The sequence below is a fragment of the Paenibacillus cellulosilyticus genome, assembly GCF_003182255.1.
Lineage (GTDB): Bacteria > Bacillota > Bacilli > Paenibacillales > Paenibacillaceae > Paenibacillus_T > Paenibacillus_T cellulosilyticus.
In genome coordinates this window covers 39,011-56,200 of sequence record NZ_QGTQ01000029.1, presented here as the reverse complement: position 1 = coordinate 56,200, position 17,190 = coordinate 39,011, and the positions used below count along the sequence as shown (strand labels likewise).

Below are 17,190 nucleotides of genomic sequence, written 5' to 3'. Positions count from 1 at the left end.
AGAACCGAGCTTCTATTATTCTTATTCGCCGGACATCGTGCTGTCCTTCAGCATAACGTCATGCGCGCCGCCTTCTACAAGGCTCGTCGCCGATACCAGCGTAATACGAGCTGTCTCCTGAAGCTGCTCGATCGAGAGCGAACCGCAGTTGCACATTGTCGATTTAATTTTGCTAATCGTCTTGTCGAGGTTTTCTTTCAATGTACCTGCATACGGTACGTATGAGTCTACCCCTTCCTCGAAGACGAGGGATTGCTTGCCGCCTGTATCATAACGCTGCCAGTTGCGAGCGCGGTTCGAGCCTTCGCCCCAGAACTCTTTCACGAAGTTGTTGCCGACTTTCAGCTTCTTCGTTGGGCTCTCATCGAAGCGTGCGAAGTAACGGCCCATCATGACGAAGTCTGCGCCCATCGCAAGTGCAAGCGTGATGTGGTAGTCGTGTACGATACCACCGTCGGAGCAGATTGGCACATAGATGCCAGTTTCTTCGAAGTACTGCTGACGAGCTTCTGCAACCTCAATGACAGACGATGCTTGGCCGCGGCCAATGCCTTTTTGCTCACGCGTAATGCAGATCGAACCGCCGCCGATACCGACCTTCACGAAGTCTGCGCCTGCTTCAACGAGATACAAGAACCCTTCGCGATCAACCACGTTACCCGCACCGATCTTCACGTTGAAGTTTTCTTTCACCCATTTGACCGTATCGTACTGCCATTCCGAATAGCCGTCCGAAGAGTCGATAACAAGAATATCTACGCCTGCATCAACGAGCGCGGGAACACGTTCCATAAAGTCCTTCGTATTGATACCGGCACCTACGATGTAACGCTTGTTCGCATCGAGCAAGCCAAGCGGATTTTCTTTGTCCGCATCATAGTCTTTACGGAAGACGAGATGCTGCAAATTCTGGTTCTCGTCCACAATCGGCAAGCAGTTAAGCTTCTTGTCCCAAATCAGGTTGTTAGCCTCAGGCAGCGTCATTCCGGATTGACCATAGATCAACGACGAGAACGGCGTCATGAATTCACCGATTGGCTTATCCAGCGAATCACGGCTCACCCGATAGTCACGGCTCGTTACGATACCCAGCAGTTTACCGCTCGACGTTCCGTCCGCTGTAATAGCAACCGTCGAGTGGCCATTCTCTTCCTTCAAGCGAAGCACATCGCGAAGCGTCTGTTCCGGCTTCAGGTTGGAGCGGCTCACAACGAAGCCCGCCTTGTATTCTTTAACCTTACGAACCATTGCCGCTTGATCCTCAATGGACTGCGAACCGAAAATAAAAGAAATACCGCCGCATCTCGCGAGAGCAGTCGCCATATTGTGGTCGGAGACAGACTGCATAACCGCTGATGTGAACGGTATATTCATCACAATGTCAGGCTGCTCGCCCTTCTTGAATTTCGAAACTGGTGTTTTCAGCGACACATTGTCCGGTGTACAAGTTTTGCTCGTTAGGTTCGGGATGAGCAGAAACTCGCTGAATGTGCGGGATGGTTCCATATAATAGTGTGCCAATGCTCTCAACTCCTCGTCGTATTATAATTTAAAACAAGATAACAGATTTGCGCCAAGCCTGTCAATCATAAGTGATGCCTAATCCAGAACCTTTTCACAACGTTTCCATCTTCTTCTGTAAAACTAACATCCTGCAGCCCGCCGTTGCGAATAATGGTTCTTGCCGAAGCTTCGTTACAGTCGTCACAAACCACGAGCACGTTTTCGATGCCTAATGCTTTCGTCTTCTCTAGTGCCAGTGCTAGCAGCTGCGTCGCATAACCTCGTCTCCGTTCAGAGGGACGAATACCATATCCGATATGACCACCACAATTGAGAAGCTTCTCCGACAACCTATGTCTTATGTTGACTGCACCAACCACTTTATTCTGATCCGTTACCAGCCAATAGGTGGAATCCGGAACTCTGTTGGCCGGCAGATTCTCGCCCTTCTCGTTATCGAATAGAGATTGTACCATTGCTTCAAAGTCCGACGGATCCTTGCTGATTACCCAGGGAACCATATCTTCACCGCTATCGACCCAATCCTGATAGAAATCCAAGTACTCATATCGAAGCTCCGCCGTTGGTTTAACTAACCTAACATACTCCCCCATGCTTCTTCCTCCCCATTTAATACTCCATGTCTCGCTGCTCCTCATCCGCCATTGTTTGTATATCTTCCGCAGTAATGGTTATGATCGGATATCCGTCCTCTTCATGCCGCTTCAGCGCCTTCTGCTTCATATACTTTGGGCTTGCTTCTCCCGCATCCTCATCGTATAACAGCAGAATCCCGTCCGTACGCCGCAGAAGCAGCTCATCGCGAGCAGTTAACTGCCAGACCCCTTGATAAGGCTGTTTGCTGACGAAGGCGTAATAATCGACATGGTGCAAAATGCCTCGGTAATAGTCCTGTTTCTCCTCTTTCCACTTCTCTTCCGGGTTCGTGTATGCGGCAAGAATGGATAGCTTAAGCTGCGGATATGTCCGCTTCAGTTCAATGGCAACCTCACAGGCCCATAAGTCAACACCGTATTGACCGGGCGTGACAATCCACTCAAGCCCTTCCTCGATAAGTGGGATAAGCCGCGACTCGAGCGCCTTACGTATGTACGGAATGCCTTTATGCTTCTGATCGTAGATGCCGAGTTCATGCGCTCGATATCCGGTAACAAGTAAACTTTTCATCCGTTCCCAATTCTCCTTGCTATAACCTGACATGGGATGATTGTACCGCCGTACGCACATCGTGTCCATGCGGTATAGAAAAAGGCTGCATGGGCGAATCGCCTGTGCAGCCTTGCTTTCCTCAGCAATCATTAACCAGTTGAAGGTTTGTTCGGAATTTGGCCTTTCTGGTTCCTGTTCGTTTCAGTCGCTGCGGCTTGATTATCCTCAGCTTGTTGACTCACAGCCTCGAAAGCCTGCTGCTGTCCGTTGAAATTCTTTTGTTTACGGCCCATTGTCTTCGCTGCCTCCATCGTCATCGAGTTTAAATGCCGCTCAGCGAGATTTAGGATGTCCAATTACTCGACCTCTATGCCCTTCGTCTCTTTGCCAAGAAGCAGCACAGCTGCGGCTCCAATTAGGATCGTAACGAAGAAGATGGAGAAAATCGCTGAGATCGGTGTGCTCCGTTCAACCAGTGCACCGACGAGATAAGGTCCAATGACACCGCCAACACGACCAAAGGATGCTGCAAGACCAACCCCTGTCGATCGGATTGGCGTCGGATACAGTTCTGGCGTATAAGCATACATCGCTCCCCACGCACCAAGATTGAAGAACGATAGGCCAATACCTGCTGCAATAAGTACCCCAGTCGAGGTTGCACTGCCAAATACGATAGCGCAGACCGCTGTCAGAATGAGATACGTAATGAGCACGAACTTACGGCCTGCTCGTTCGATCAAATATGCAGCTGTGAAATAACCAGGCAGCTGTGCCAGCGTCATGATGAGCACATACTCGAAGCTGCGAACAAGGCTGAATCCTTTCATTACCATTACCGTCGGCAGCCATAAGAACATGCCATAGTACGACAGGACGACCGTGAACCATAACACCCACAACATGATCGTCGAACGACGATGCGAGCTCCTCCAGATCGAAGCAATCCGGCTGCCGTACGACAGTGACTCATCGCGACGCGTCGTGAAACGGGCTGGGTCCTGAATCGCTTGGCGCAAGTAAAGGGCATACAGTACCGGAACTAGGCCGATGGCGAAGCCGATACGCCAACCATAATCTGGAATGACGAAGTAAGCGATCAATGCCGATAAGATCCAACCACCTGCCCAGAAGCTCTCCAGCAGCACGACCGCCTTGCCCCGTGATTCCGCAGGTACTGATTCCGAGACAAGCGTCGACGCAACCGGAAGTTCACCGCCAAGTCCGAAACCAGCCGCGAAACGCAGGATCAGCAGCACTACGAAGCTGCCAGCAAGGGCAGATAGGCCGCTTGCAACGGAGAAAATGACGAGCGTCCAGAGCAAAATGGTCCGTCTGCCATAACGATCTGCTAAGATGCCCGCCGTTGCCGCCCCTACTGCCATTCCAATGGAATTCGTAGCGGTGAGCAGACCGATTTGATGAGCGCCAAGTCCCCATTCTACGCTTAGCGCAGCGACAATGAATGACAGCATGCCGACGTCTATTGCATCGAACAGCCAGCTTAGCCCTGCACTGAGCAGCAGCTTGCGTTGATGCCGATCGCGGCTTGCGCCTGTTTTAAATAAGATCGAATTGTTCATGTCGTTAGAATTCCCCGCTGTTATTTGAAACATGAGCTATCTTACGTATCATTAATCGGTCTCTCCTACCGGTTCACCAACGACATTCCAACGATGCGCGTATTTGACGAGCATTGGATGCATTTGACTGGACGAAGGTCCTGACGTAAGCAGCAGCCGGATTCGGGTAATCCACGGTTCGAACGACTCGTAGCCGGCGAACAAGCTGGCCGTCTCCGGCGAAAGGAGCAAGAATAATGGTTTGCCGTAGGTTTCCGTCAGATGACGAAGCGCGCTATCGATTGGCGTGTACTTCTTGCGCTTGCCTTCAAGACCTTCGATCGCAACATCTGCCGCATCGATTGATCGGCGCCAGTCATGAAGGAAATCCAACCTTTTGTAATATGGCCGCACCGGCTCCTTCGACATCCGCTTGGCCGTCGATTCATGCAGTGGGTAGAGTACGAGCTTCTTGAACGACATGCCCTTCATCAACTCAACCACCTGATCAAGCTCCTCATCCGATACATGCTCGAACGTGTCGTAATAGACCAATATACCTTTGCGTGAATCGATTGGTGGCTCGTATCCGAACGGTACTTGGATATTGTTCTGCGCCACTCGCATTCCTCCTTGACTACAACGATTGTAGAAACTTCTCGATCCGTACCAGCGCTTCTTCGATCATCGGCAGCGAGGTCGCATAAGAGCAACGAATGAAGCCTTCTCCACCTTGACCGAACACATTGCCAGGCACGGTTACAACCTTCTGCTCGAGGAGCAGCCGCTCAGCGAACTGCTCGGATGTCAGCCCTGTTCCAGCGATAGACGGGAACGCATAAAACGAACCGAACGGAACATGGCATGGAAGGCCGATACGACGGAAGCCATCAACGATGGCTTGGCGGCGAACGTTATAGCTTTCCACCATCCGGTCCTTCTCCGAGAGACCAATCCGCAGTGATGCTAGGCCTGCGATTTGACCGAGAATTGGTGCGCACATCATCGTGTATTGATGAATTTTCAGCATGGCAGCAACGAGCGGCTGCGGTCCGCAAGCATATCCAACGCGCCAGCCTGTCATTGCGAAAGCCTTGGAGAAGCCGTTAATAAGCAGCGTCCGTTCCTTCATGCCTGGAACAGACGCAAGGCTTACATGCTTCGTACCATAAGTCAGTTCTGCATAAATTTCGTCCGATAATACGATGAGGTCATGCTCCTCTGCCACTTGCGCAATCGGGAGCCAATCCTCATAGCTCATGATGCTGCCAGTCGGATTGTTCGGATACGATACAATCAGAACCTTCGATTTCGGTGTAATTGCACTGCGCAGTGCTTCCGCCGTAAGTTTGAAATGGTTCGATGCATTCGTCTGCACTTCAACCGGCTTACCGCGTCCGATTGCAGCAATTGGCGCATATGAGATATAGCTTGGCACTGGAATAAGAATCTCATCATCAGGTTCAATCAATGCACGAAGCGCAAGATCAATCGCCTCGCTGCTCCCTACCGTTACAAGGACTTCATCTGAGGGATCATAACTGACATTCCAGCTGGTCTGCACATAATTCGCAATCTCTTGGCGCAGTTCTGGCATGCCTGCATTCGACGTATACGAAGTTTTTCCCTGCTCCAGAGCGATCATGCATGCATCGCGAACCGGCTTCGGCGTTACGAAATCAGGCTCACCGACACCAAGCGAAATAATCCCTTCTTGACCTGCTGCAAGATCGAAAAACTTGCGAATGCCCGACGGCTTCATCTCCCGTACGAGCGCCGCCAGCCGGCCCTCGATTGATTTGGATTTGGTTACAGTTAACGATTGACTTAGCATTGGCGGATATCTCCTCACATCAGGATCTTTGAACGGCGTTCAAAGTCACTCCTCTTCAATTTGAACAAACAAAAAAGACCCGTCCCCAATAAGGGACGAGTCTGTATAACCCGTGTTACCACCCTAGTTCCGCTGCCAACGACAGCGACACTCCATCACGCATCTATCAATGCGCTTCCTTCTAACGCTGGAATAGCGGCCTGGCCTTTCGGCCCGCTTCTCGGAGATAGCTTTCGGTTACCGCCTGAACGTTGGTTTTCAGCAACCCAACTCTCTGTTAGATCAGTCGATTTAACGTACTCATTCTCGTCAATGAATTTGTTGTTCGAGAAATATGAAATTACTCGTTATTATACACCCGTCATCGCAAATTGCAACGGCAAAGTTTAAAGTTTTGTCCAAGCGAAACGGAAGAGTGTAAAACGAACACATCTGACATGCAAGCGTAAGGTTATCGATCAGACACGCTAAACCGGATAGCGAAGTATGGTTTGAAGCTTACTGGGATCTACCTTTCGAGCATCGGACAAGTAAATCTCCCGATGATGTATTTGGAAAGTCCGAACGAGTTGATTCGATTGGCAAAATTCGTCCATAAGTGCAAATGTCGCCGGCTCCTCATCATTTATGCTTCACGCCATAGACTAACTTCTCTGCCTTGCGCCATTCCAGCTTCATCGGTGTTATTCCTTTCTTTGCGCTACTTGCCTGTAACCACTTCTACCGTTCTTGTTGATTGGTTCCAGTTCACGGTAATGCCAAGCAGATTGCCTATATCCTTCACAGATACATACAGCGAGCCATTCAACGTTACCGGTGCAAAAGAAAGCTCCTGCTGTGTGCCGCCAACCTCCGCATAAGCTTTGCCTTCTGTGATCGTAAATACGCGCTCCTCGTACGTGACCGTTGCCGACTTCGTCTTGCTGTCATAGACGACTTGTGCACCTAACGCCTCCGTCAAGAAACGAAACGGTACAAACATCCGGTTCGCCGCTGTCATCATGCTCGGCGTGAATTCTCGCAGCTCGCCGTTAAGCGACAGCTTTGCAGCTGTCCTCGCGTATCCACTCGCTGTTTCCTCGGCGTCGGTAATTGGTTTGGTCAGCTCCGCCGACAGTAAGAAACCATACAGCTTATTATCGGCTTGTACGATTAGCGTATTGCCGGCCGTCTGGAACGGACCATAGTTGCGTGCATGAGACTCATAGCGGAACTGCGCCTTACCCGTTTTGACGTTGTAAGCCAATATGGACCCGTCCGTCTGTCCGATATACATACCCGAATCTATTAGGTCTAGTCGGCTGATTGGATTGTCTACACCATCGTACGGAATGTAGGTATGATCCAGAAGCTTATTGCCGAACAAGCCCATATTATCCGCTTGGCTGAAGTATAGCTTTCCGTTGTATGGTCCTGCGATCCAGCTGCCATTCACTGAAATATACGCCGGTTTTGATGTTGTCGGGTCCGCCTGCAGGCCATAGCGATACACCCCGCTGCCACCAGCACCAATGTACAAATCATTCCCGTCGATTACGATCTGGCTTGAACGTTGAACGATTGTACCCGTACTCGTCTGCGGAGATGGATACGACTTCGATTCGATTAATTCTCCCGTGGTCAGAGATACAACATCCAGCTTCGCAATTGCATTCTCGGCGTCATCCACGTTCGGCCATTGATCTTCGAAGTAGAGCTTATCTCCGTCCGTTCCAAGCAGCGCGGAGTGGCTGCCGGCTAATCGCCATAGCGTCTTGCCTGTCTTCGGATCGATTGCATAAGTCGTACCAACCGTAAGCGCCCCCGATTCGATTGCATAAAAGAGCAGCTTTCCATTCACAAGCTGTGGCTGATTCGTATTGAAGAATTCATCATTCCGCCATTTCAGTTTCCCAGAGGTAAGATCAACCGCTGCAACCGTAGTGGAGTTGAGGACATATACAATTCCTTCAGCTTCAGATGCCATTAACATATTAATCGCGTCAGGTTTCGTGCCCTTTGCGTTCATAAGTTGAAACAGCTTCGAACCTTTTCCCGATTTCGTATCTACTCGGTACACGACACCGCTATCATCGAATACCAATACATCATTGCCAGCTATCGCAACGGCTTGCATTTGCAGCTTCTTACCAAATGTCCACTGTGTTTTTCCGTTAGACTCATTGATGGCATTCAATACGCCAGATTTCACGAACAATACGTTATTACCAGCCGTCACTACGCTTGGATTACCGTAAATGATATCTTGTGTAGATTTGCTGAGTTCGATCGACCAGCGAGGTGTCGCCAACGGGATGTTTGTCTTATTGCTAATCGTTGGTCTGGCAAAGCTAGCATTCACCCCTGAGACGCCTTGCGCATATGCCGATGCACGAATGACAACCGAAACCGCTAATCCAACTGCTAAACAGCCTACAGCAACCTTCGTCCATTTGGTCCGCATGAATCGCTTCCTCCGTTTCCATTTTCAGCCTATCAATGCGTTCGATGCATTCATAGACTTACGGAGACGATGGAAAGTTGCACAGATCTGCGAAAATTACTGATCAACAGCCTTAACAGCATTGCTCCGACCTGTATTCAACAGCTTCAACAGCGGCGGTGTAACGAGTGTCGTAACAATAACAAGCACAATTGCGGTTGTAAAATAACGCTGCGGCAGCAGCCCGGATTCCAAACCGGATGCGGCAAGGATAAGGGCCACTTCTCCACGTGACACCATGCCCGCTCCGATCATGAGCGCTGACCGGCGGTCAAAGCCAGTCAGCCTTGCACCAATTGCACCGCCAATCAGCTTGGCGGCGATCGCGATAAGCGTCAGCACAAGCAGAAAGACTAGCTGACTGCCGATGCCTTCGAAACGGACATTTAATCCGATGCTGACGAAGAACACGGGAACGAATAAGCTATAGGCGATCGGATTTACCTTCTCCTCAACTTCATGTTTGAAACGCGTCTGCGAAATCGTGATACCCGCTGCGAATGCACCGATGATGCCAGCCACCGCCATTTCTTCAGCGAAATAGGCGTAGCCGCATACAAGAACGAGCGCTCCGCTCATGATAGGTTCGCTGACACGAAGAGAAGCGAACCATTTCATGACCTGTGGAACAACGAACAAGCTGACGATCACGATGAGCAAGAAGAAGAGTCCATTCTTTATCATAATTTCGCTGACCGAACTGCCTTCACCGGTACCCAGTACACTCATCATGACCGCGAGCAGAATCACCACAATGACATCATCTACGACAGCTGCTCCAAGAATCGTTGTCCCTTCACGGGATTGAAGTGCATTCATCTCTTTCAGCGTTTGAACGGAAATGCTTACCGAAGTCGCGCACAACAGCATGCCGACGAATAGCGATTGCCCATTCGATAATCCGAACGCGATTGAAGCGAGATATCCGCCGACGAACGGTGCGACAATGCCACCAACAGCTACTGCAACAGATGAACGCCAATTGCGCTTCATTTGGTCAAGATCGGTCTCAAGCCCTGCGATGAACATAAGCAGAAGGACGCCGATCTCAGACATTTCATTAATGAACGGCTCCGGCTCGATCCAATGCAGCGCTGCAGGCCCTAATACAATACCAGCGATCAACTTGCCAAGCACAGAAGGTTGACCCAATCTTACCGCTAAATCCCCTGCAAGCTTCGTGCCCGCAATAATCAACATAAGTGTTAATAAAATTGACATACCCAATTCCCCTTTCATTGCCGACCAATATGAATGCAAAAAGAGCCTGTAAGATACAGGCTCTCCAAAAAGACAGAGAAATCCCGTAAATGACAGACTCCACCGATTTATTGCTTATGAAGTTACAAGTATTATATCGTTGATGCTACGGCTTCGCAATTCCACCGATCCACCCATACACGGATGACAAGGCATCCTGCTGCGCGTGACGCCGCATCGTATATCGGTATGTATGCCGCTCATCATACAGCTTCGTTACTTCTGCCACGAGCGTTTCCGCGCTAAGCTGCTCTTCCTCGAGCACCTGGGCATAGCCGGCCTCTTTGAAGGATGCAGCGTTCAGCAGCTGATCCCCTCTGCTCTGCCGCTTCGACAGCGGAATGAGCAGCATCGGCAGCTGCAGCGACAGAAATTCGTAGATCGAGTTCGAGCCAGCACGCGTAATCACGATATCAGTCATCGCGAGCACATCGGGCAGCTGCTCCTGTACATACTCATACTGTCGGTACGACGAATTCTCGATAGACGGGTCAATGCCACCTTTGCCGCATAGATGGACGATGTAGAATCGACGAGTAAGCTCTGGTAAAGCAGCACGCACAGCTGAATTAATCGCACGCGCACCTAAACTGCCACCCATAATGAGCAGCACTGGCTTTGATGCATTCAGGTCACAGAATGCACGGCCGCGCTGAGCATCCCCTTGACGAATTTCTTCGCGGATGACAGCACCGACGTGGCGCACTTCAGTGCTGCCTGCCTTAATGTATTGCGATGTTTCAGGGAACGTCGTACAGATTCCCGTTGCGAAAGGCATTGCAATCCGATTGGCCAAGCCAGGTGTTAGGTCCGATTCATGAATAAGAATTGGCGTCTTGTTCATCCTGGCCCCTAACACGACTGGTACGGAGACGAAACCACCTTTAGAGAAGACAACATTCGGTTTCAATCGACGAATGAGGCGATACGCCTGCATGACGCCTTTCACAACCTTAAACGGGTCCTTCGCATTGCGCCAGTCGAAATAACGCCGCAGCTTACCCGTAGCAATCGGATGATACGTGACGCCCTCCAGCGGTTCGATCAGTCTTCGTTCAATGCCATCAACGGAGCCAATGTAGTCGACCTTCCAGCCATCTTCAATAAACTTCGGAATTAGCGCGAGATTGACCGTAACATGTCCGGCGGATCCCCCGCCTGTGAACAAGATCGATTTCATGCCCGTCTCCTTCCATGGTAGACGCCTTACTCGACGTCAGCACCCGATTCAAGCTCTTCCTTGCAAAATTGTGCAAATGCCGCAAGCTCTTCATCTTCCAGATCAATCTCCAAATAGCGATCTGTCGAGCGTTCGCGCAGCTCGTATTTGACGATTCGCGAACCGCTGTCTGCAACACTGAAAATAACCCGTGCATAGACGCCATTCTCGCTATACAGCTCATCGTCATCAGGTACGTCTAGATCTAGAATGAATTCATATCGTTTGCCGTCCAGAATGCCGAACGGATCTTTTACTAATTCTACGCTGTATTCCGAAATGTTTAGCATGGTGCCATCCTCTCTGTATTGGACGGTAAGAACCGCATAATCTGTTCTCGAACCTCATCGTTCTCGAGCTGCTCTCCGAAGATCGAGACTGTACCGCTGTCACTGCTTGTGCGAATAAGCCGGCCGATCCCCTGCCGCATGCGAAGCAGCATATATGGCATATCGACCTCACGGAATGCATCCTTCGCGTCCTTCCGCTTTGCATCGAACACCGGGTCATGCGGCGGGAACGGAAGCGCCCAGATCAGCACATGCGACAGCGACGGCCCTGGAATATCAAGTCCTTCCCACAACGTCACCGCGCACAGAATGCTGCGCTCATCGCGCTGGAACTCGGAGATGAGGTGGCTGATTTCTGCCGAACCCTCATACAAGAAACGGTAGCTGCGCGCTTCCGGATAGCGAGTCAGCTCGGCTTGGAACAGATGCAGCTCTTCGAATGATGGGAACAGCAGCAGCGAACCGCCTTCAGCTTGCTCTAGGCTGCGAAGCACCTGTTCCATTTTGGCAGCAGAAGGGGCCGATGGTTCTGGATAAAGCACAGCCTTCATCTGCTCCTCATAGTTATATGGAGAAGCTACGGTGAAAGACAAATAATCGCTAATGCCAAGGCTTTGAGCAACATAGTCGAAGGAGCCGTCAACTGACAGTGTAGCCGACGAGAAGACGACAGGCATTCGCTTGCCGAACACCATCTCCGCGAGAATTTCCTTCACCTTGCGCGGCATAATGACCAATGTGATACCATCCGCGCCATCGTCCGTTACCCATGAGATGAGTCCTTCTGGACGCTTGAACAACGACAATGCAAGTCCGATCATCTCGAGATGCTCCTCGACAATCTTGAGCTGATAGTCGTCAATCGTGAACAATCCGCTCTCGAACACCAGCTCTTCTTCAATCGTCCCGAGCAGACCGCTGAACCGATTGATCTCCCGCAGAAGCTCCTCACTCAGCACAACCTCGCGCCGATTCGATGCAGGAACACGAACGCTGTGCTTCGCCAGCAGCTCGAACAACTTTTCACTCGCTCCGATCGCATCCTCGACGGCATAGGCAAGCGATTCACGCACTTCTCCTTCGAGCAGCCGCGTAATGATGCTCTCGAACAACGAGTGCTTCAGCTTGTAAGTGAGCGCGCTTTGCGCCGCTGTCTCGAGCAGATGCCCCTCGTCGAAAACGACTGAGCTGTGCTCTGGCAGCAATGGCAGTTGGCCCTCCCTTTTACGCGCATCATAGGTCCAAACGTGTTCCATATAGAAATCATGCGAGCAAATAATGATATCTGCCGCTTTGCGATAATGCTCGCGCGATAAGGTCTGACCACAGCGATGGCGCTGATTGCAGACGAGACAGTCTTGGAAGACGTCCCAGCCGATCTGTCCCCATTCGTCATCCGACAGCTCCGGATAGTCCTTACGGTTTCCGTATGGATGGAATGACTGCATCGTGTCTGGACGATGTACAAATTTAGGCAATCCGCTGTATATGGTGTCATAGATCTCAGATGCCATTTCATCAGCACGCACATCATCCAGCTTGTTCAAGCAAATATATTGATCCGGCGATTTGCCAAGACGCGCATCAATCGTCAGCTCCAGATGGCGAGCAAGCTTTGCGATATCTCCCTCCGGCTTCACCAGCTGCTCGATCAGCGACTCGTCAGCGCAGGCGATAATCGCAGGCTTGCGCGTATAACGGGCATAGCAAATTGCATAGAGCAGGTAGACAAGCGTTTTGCCAGTACCAACACCAGCCTCTGCAAAAATCGTTTTCTTCTCGTTGTACGCCCGCTCCAGCTGGAACGCCATATAGATCTGCTCGTCGCGCACTTCGAAGCCTGCCTCCGGCAGCACCTCATAGAAGACATCAGCGATCCAATCGCTCGCCTGCTGCATAAACGGTGTGCCAGGATCAAATTCAAACGGATAATTAGCCAATTACGTCCGTGCCTCCACATTCATCAATAAACTCCATCGTTCCATTATACCTCAAAATGAACGTATTTCACCCTCTATTTATGTATGTCGCTCCATCTTCGAATAAACGCAATAAAGGCTGCGGTTATCCGCAGCCTTATCATTATTTGTATTCGAAACCTTAATAAGGGTATTGATTTGGCGCGTAAGGTGACCTTGGCTGCTGCCACTGTTGTGCTTGCTGCTGCTGAGCAGGGTCTACAGCCGTCTGTACGGGCTGCTTCTCATCGCGCTCCATGTATGTTTTGTGGCAATACATATGCGAGATCCGCGGAATAACGACCGTTTCACCTTGTCTCAGTTGAGTTGGACTAGTAACTTGCGGATTCGCTTCTTCCAGAATTGGATAAGGGATGTTATACGCATGCGCCACCTGTTGAAGCGTCTGCCCCTGCGTTGCTTGATGCTGCGCGAAAATCCCGTCGTTCCGATCCTCTCCTAGCTCTTCACCTTCGCGGAAGAACGGGAAAAAGAACGGCGAGAAGAAAAAGAATGGAAACAAAACGCGTCCAGGGAAAAAGGGATGCGGAAACGGACGGAAAGGACGGCGACCAAAACCACCGCCAAATGGCGCAAAACCACGATTCATCGGTAGTACCTCCCGGTTCAATAGTCATACGTCTACACTGTATGATGTCGGAACCGGCTTTGCGCCTATGATGCAATGAAAAATTATTGTAAGGTTGGCTGCATGCGTTCGAACAAGAAGAATCCCTTATCTGCATGCCCCATATACGTATAGCCAGCTGATCGATAGAACTGATCCAGCAGCGGATTCGAGTCATTGCAATCAAGTCGGATACGATCTTTACCATCGAATCGGATGCCTGTGTGTACCCATTGGAGAATGGCTTCGCCCAAATTTCTACCGCTATAATCGCGATTAATGGCTAGACGATGCAAATATACCGCACCCTCATGTCCTTCCTCACCCCACAGCTCAATGTCCCATGGACTTGGACTCCGAAGCAGCATGACGATACCTGCGAGCGTATCGCCATCCTTGAATAAGTAGACGTCTCCCCTTCGAGCGGACTCCACTGAATGATGCGCATCCTCCCCGTGGAGCAGCGCTCCCCACTGGGTTGAGCCTTTACTGTTCAACCATTGCGCTGTCTTCAACAGTAAATCCATAATAGCAGGGGCATCCTCTGCTGTCGACTGCACTGCAACGATCCGGTCAATGACGCGAGGGTTTACGATATGAGCATTATGGGTAGTTTGCGCGGTAGGATGTACTTCCATCGTTGGTTATGCCTCCTCATTAATTGCTGACAGATAACAACTAAATCGGCTTCGTAAGGGAGTACGAGCGGTCCTCTGGCGAAATACTCTCGATCTTGACCGCATCAAGCGATTCAATATAGACGCATACACTTGGATACAGCTTAGGCTTACCCGTCAGAAATCGGCGATCGCTCGCCTGATGCTCCTCGATGAGCATTTCACATATAACTCGCGCGCTTCCAACACCGTTTCGCAAATAAGTACGTACACGGCTTTGCAAGGCATAGTCCAACTCAATTAGCGGAGGCTCTGCTTCCGGCTCCTCTGCTTCCTCCTGCCACGCGAACAAATCATACGATTCCGATTTCTCTACAACTGTCGTTTTCTCTGGCTTAAATGCAGGCTCTGGCAGCCCGGCTTGTCGTTCGTTCCGACGCCATGCTGCAGTAAGCTCAGCCGCACGGATGGCCCGCAGCTTCTTTACCTGCTTGTCCAGCAGCGGGAGCTTAAGATTCATATGATCCACGACATCATCCGGCAGCTGCGCGACCTGCAGCAATTCGGGATCCGCTGCCCAATCATTGGAGAGCTTCACTAGCAGTTCGTCCAGCTCATAATCGATGGCATCGAAGCCTTTCTTAATCGCGGAAACGACAGAAGCATCAATCGTCAAATGCTCCTTCAAATGATCAATGCCGAAAAACTTCCGTTCACCCGTCGTCTTATGCTGCACTTGATGCTGGTAGCGGAGCGGACGTCCACACTCGCATCGCAAATCCGGCGATACTTGGCCGGCATCGATGTAACCGGTGTAGATCCATTCATCAAGCAGCAGCTCGATTTGCTCCACATCGATTCCTTCCGGAATGGAGTACCCTTTCTGCCTCGCCATCTCATTGGCGAATACCGTTCTTCTTCCGCGTGAAAGCACTTCGGTCAAATATTGCTGCTGCTCCTCATTTAATCGGCTTAGCAGCTCATCTCTCACGCCTATGTCTAATATCATGCCCGAATCACCTCATCACTGATGACGTAACCTCATCATTCATTCGTTGTCCCGAGTATACCGCACATTGTCCTCATCAGGAAACAAAGAAAAAACCCATCTCGATCCAAAAGGATCGAAACGGGCCATTTCGTGACACGCGATTAACCGCGCGAAGCTGCTTGGGTTTGTGCCTTCACTTTATCATCGTTCTTGGCCGTTTCAACTTTCTTCTCTTCATGCGGTTTAACCTTCTTGATGAAGAAGGCAAGCACGAGAGCGGCAACTGCGAACCATGTCGCAACGACAAACGCATGGTTAATGCCTTCGATCATAGCTTGGGCTTGAAGCGGCAGCATCGCTTTCTCGTCTTGTGGATTCGTACCCGTGCTGACGATCAGTTCTTTGACAACATCTTTCGTTTTGTTCGTCATGATCGTAACGAGCAATGCTGCACCAAGTGCACCTGCAACGTTACGCAGTGTTTGCTGCATCGCCGAACCATGCGCATTGAGGCGCTGCGGCAGCTGGTTCATACCAGCTGTTTGGATTGGCATCATAAGCAGGGACATACCGAACATGCGGAACGAGTAGATCGTGATCAAAGCCGTGTATGTCGTATCTGAGGCCAAATCGCTCAGCATGTACGTCGTGCCGACCGTGATTGCAAGACCTACAACCGCAAGCCAACGTGCACCGATTTTATCGAAAATAATACCTGTAATTGGCGACATGATACCCATCAGGATCGCGCCTGGCAGCAGGAGCAATCCAGATTCAACCGGCGTAAAGCCGCGAATGTTCTGCAGGTACAGCGGCAGCAGAATCATACCGGAGTACATGGCCATCGTAACGATAACGTTGATGACAGTCGTGAGCGAGTACATGCTGAATTTGAATACACGCAGTTCAAGAATCGGCTTCTCAACAACAAGTTCACGCCAGACGAACAAGATAAGGGATACTACACCGATAACGAGCGATGTAATTACCGTATTGTTGTTCCAGCCGTCCGTACCTGCATCGGAGAAGCCATACAAGATGCCGCCGAAGCCGAGCGTAGACAATACAACTGCAAGATAGTCCAGCTTCGATTTGGCGTTACGCGTAACGTTCTTCATTGCATAAGCGCCGTAGAACAGAGCGAACAAAATAATCGGGAGCAGGATGTAGAACAGAACGCGCCACGAATAGTGTTCTACGATCCAGCCGGACAGCGTAGGTCCAACTGCTGGTGCGAAGATCATCGCCAGACCCATCATACCCATTGCTTTACCGCGTTCTGCAACCGGGAAGATCGTCAGGAATACGATCGACATCAGCGGCATCAGTATACCAGCGCCAGCCGCTTGGATCAGACGACCTGTGAGCAAAATAGGGAAACTGTGAGCCAGGGCACTAACGATCGTACCGATCGTGAACAAGCTGACAGCGACAATGAACAAACTTCTTGTAGTAAATCGTTCGATCATATAAGCACTGATCGGAATAAGTACACCGTTGACAAGCATGTAGCCCGTGATGAGCCACTGTGCCGTGTTCTCCGATACATTCAGGTCCTTCATGATGCTTGGCAGCGCGATGTTAAGCAGCGTTTGCGCCAAGATCGCAACGAACGCCGCAATAATCAGCGAAGCTACGATAGGACCCCTTTTTAAGTTAGATACTGCGTTAGTCAT

16 protein-coding genes and 1 other annotated feature are annotated in these 17,190 nt (G+C 50.6%); all 16 genes read right to left on the bottom strand.

What is annotated here, in order from left to right; translation table 11 throughout:
* Positions 1–21 precede the first annotated feature (21 nt).
* The 16 genes from DFQ01_RS24800 to DFQ01_RS24725 all read right to left on the bottom strand — a co-directional run bounded on the left by DFQ01_RS24800 (position 22) and on the right by DFQ01_RS24725 (position 17,190).
* Complete coding sequence (locus tag DFQ01_RS24800; protein WP_110046639.1) at positions 22–1,521, bottom strand: IMP dehydrogenase; 1,500 nt, start codon at positions 1,519–1,521, stop codon at positions 22–24.
* A 65-nt stretch (positions 1,522–1,586) separates the two neighbouring features.
* Positions 1,587–2,117, bottom strand: a complete 531-nt coding sequence (locus tag DFQ01_RS24795; RefSeq protein WP_110046638.1) for a GNAT family N-acetyltransferase — start codon at positions 2,115–2,117, stop codon at positions 1,587–1,589.
* Between the two features lie 16 nt (positions 2,118–2,133).
* Entirely contained in the window at positions 2,134–2,691 is a 558-nt protein-coding gene (locus tag DFQ01_RS24790; RefSeq protein WP_110046637.1) for an SLOG family protein, read from the bottom strand.
* A 131-nt stretch (positions 2,692–2,822) separates the two neighbouring features.
* Positions 2,823–2,966, bottom strand: coding sequence for a hypothetical protein (locus tag DFQ01_RS31245; protein ID WP_174812703.1), 144 nt, complete (start codon positions 2,964–2,966; stop codon positions 2,823–2,825).
* A 63-nt stretch (positions 2,967–3,029) separates the two neighbouring features.
* Positions 3,030–4,256 (bottom strand): MFS transporter, encoded by a 1,227-nt coding sequence (locus DFQ01_RS24780; RefSeq protein WP_110046667.1) that lies wholly within the window; start codon positions 4,254–4,256, stop codon positions 3,030–3,032.
* Positions 4,257–4,307: 51 nt separating this feature from the next.
* Entirely contained in the window at positions 4,308–4,856 is a 549-nt protein-coding gene (locus DFQ01_RS24775; protein WP_245946872.1) for a hypothetical protein, read from the bottom strand.
* Between the two features lie 16 nt (positions 4,857–4,872).
* Entirely contained in the window at positions 4,873–6,069 is a 1,197-nt protein-coding gene (locus DFQ01_RS24770; RefSeq protein WP_110046634.1) for an aminotransferase class I/II-fold pyridoxal phosphate-dependent enzyme, read from the bottom strand.
* Positions 6,070–6,157: 88 nt separating this feature from the next.
* Positions 6,158–6,391, bottom strand: a binding site (T-box leader).
* A 378-nt stretch (positions 6,392–6,769) separates the two neighbouring features.
* On the bottom strand, positions 6,770–8,512 hold the full coding sequence (locus tag DFQ01_RS24765) for an outer membrane protein assembly factor BamB family protein (RefSeq protein WP_110046633.1): 1,743 nt from the start codon (positions 8,510–8,512) through the stop codon (positions 6,770–6,772).
* Positions 8,513–8,608: 96 nt separating this feature from the next.
* Positions 8,609–9,772 carry a cation:proton antiporter gene (locus DFQ01_RS24760; protein WP_110046632.1) on the bottom strand — a complete coding sequence of 388 codons (1,164 nt, stop codon included), beginning with the start codon at positions 9,770–9,772 and terminating at the stop codon, positions 8,609–8,611.
* 145 nt (positions 9,773–9,917) lie between these two features.
* Positions 9,918–10,991: an undecaprenyldiphospho-muramoylpentapeptide beta-N-acetylglucosaminyltransferase gene (locus tag DFQ01_RS24755; RefSeq protein ID WP_110046631.1), complete on the bottom strand. Its 1,074-nt coding sequence runs from the start codon at positions 10,989–10,991 to the stop codon at positions 9,918–9,920.
* A 26-nt stretch (positions 10,992–11,017) separates the two neighbouring features.
* Positions 11,018–11,320 carry a DUF6509 family protein gene (locus DFQ01_RS24750; protein WP_110046630.1) on the bottom strand — a complete coding sequence of 101 codons (303 nt, stop codon included), beginning with the start codon at positions 11,318–11,320 and terminating at the stop codon, positions 11,018–11,020.
* The gene (locus tag DFQ01_RS24745; protein WP_110046629.1) at positions 11,314–13,260 is read right to left on the bottom strand and encodes an ATP-dependent DNA helicase; all 1,947 of its coding nucleotides are present in this window, start codon (positions 13,258–13,260) and stop codon (positions 11,314–11,316) included. Before DFQ01_RS24745 ends, DFQ01_RS24750 begins: the two co-directional genes overlap by 7 nt.
* Positions 13,261–13,420: 160 nt before the next feature.
* A complete protein-coding gene (locus DFQ01_RS24740) occupies positions 13,421–13,888 on the bottom strand; it encodes a LysM peptidoglycan-binding domain-containing protein (protein WP_174812704.1) in 468 nt (155 codons plus the stop codon).
* A gap of 83 nt (positions 13,889–13,971) precedes the next feature.
* The gene (locus DFQ01_RS24735; protein WP_110046628.1) at positions 13,972–14,544 is read right to left on the bottom strand and encodes a GNAT family N-acetyltransferase; all 573 of its coding nucleotides are present in this window, start codon (positions 14,542–14,544) and stop codon (positions 13,972–13,974) included.
* Positions 14,545–14,584: 40 nt separating this feature from the next.
* The gene (locus DFQ01_RS24730; protein ID WP_110046627.1) at positions 14,585–15,532 is read right to left on the bottom strand and encodes a DUF3895 domain-containing protein; all 948 of its coding nucleotides are present in this window, start codon (positions 15,530–15,532) and stop codon (positions 14,585–14,587) included.
* Between the two features lie 143 nt (positions 15,533–15,675).
* On the bottom strand, positions 15,676–17,190 hold the full coding sequence (locus DFQ01_RS24725; RefSeq protein ID WP_110046626.1) for a DHA2 family efflux MFS transporter permease subunit: 1,515 nt from the start codon (positions 17,188–17,190) through the stop codon (positions 15,676–15,678).

Excerpts from the sequence above, each read along its gene's own strand:
- DFQ01_RS24795 (WP_110046638.1), bottom strand. The coding sequence starts at position 2,117 with ATGGGGGAGTATGTTAGGTTAGTTAAACCAACGGCGGAGCTTCGATAT.
- DFQ01_RS24790 (WP_110046637.1), bottom strand. The coding sequence starts at position 2,691 with ATGAAAAGTTTACTTGTTACCGGATATCGAGCGCATGAACTCGGCATC.
- DFQ01_RS31245 (WP_174812703.1), bottom strand. The coding sequence starts at position 2,966 with ATGGGCCGTAAACAAAAGAATTTCAACGGACAGCAGCAGGCTTTCGAG.
- DFQ01_RS24780 (WP_110046667.1), bottom strand. The coding sequence starts at position 4,256 with ATGAACAATTCGATCTTATTTAAAACAGGCGCAAGCCGCGATCGGCAT.
- DFQ01_RS24770 (WP_110046634.1), bottom strand. The coding sequence starts at position 6,069 with ATGCTAAGTCAATCGTTAACTGTAACCAAATCCAAATCAATCGAGGGC.
- DFQ01_RS24765 (WP_110046633.1), bottom strand. The coding sequence starts at position 8,512 with ATGCGGACCAAATGGACGAAGGTTGCTGTAGGCTGTTTAGCAGTTGGA.
- DFQ01_RS24760 (WP_110046632.1), bottom strand. The coding sequence starts at position 9,772 with ATGTCAATTTTATTAACACTTATGTTGATTATTGCGGGCACGAAGCTT.
- DFQ01_RS24755 (WP_110046631.1), bottom strand. The coding sequence starts at position 10,991 with ATGAAATCGATCTTGTTCACAGGCGGGGGATCCGCCGGACATGTTACG.
- DFQ01_RS24750 (WP_110046630.1), bottom strand. The coding sequence starts at position 11,320 with ATGCTAAACATTTCGGAATACAGCGTAGAATTAGTAAAAGATCCGTTC.
- DFQ01_RS24740 (WP_174812704.1), bottom strand. The coding sequence starts at position 13,888 with ATGAATCGTGGTTTTGCGCCATTTGGCGGTGGTTTTGGTCGCCGTCCT.
- DFQ01_RS24735 (WP_110046628.1), bottom strand. The coding sequence starts at position 14,544 with ATGGAAGTACATCCTACCGCGCAAACTACCCATAATGCTCATATCGTA.
- DFQ01_RS24730 (WP_110046627.1), bottom strand. The coding sequence starts at position 15,532 with ATGATATTAGACATAGGCGTGAGAGATGAGCTGCTAAGCCGATTAAAT.
- DFQ01_RS24725 (WP_110046626.1), bottom strand. The coding sequence starts at position 17,190 with ATGACTAACGCAGTATCTAACTTAAAAAGGGGTCCTATCGTAGCTTCG.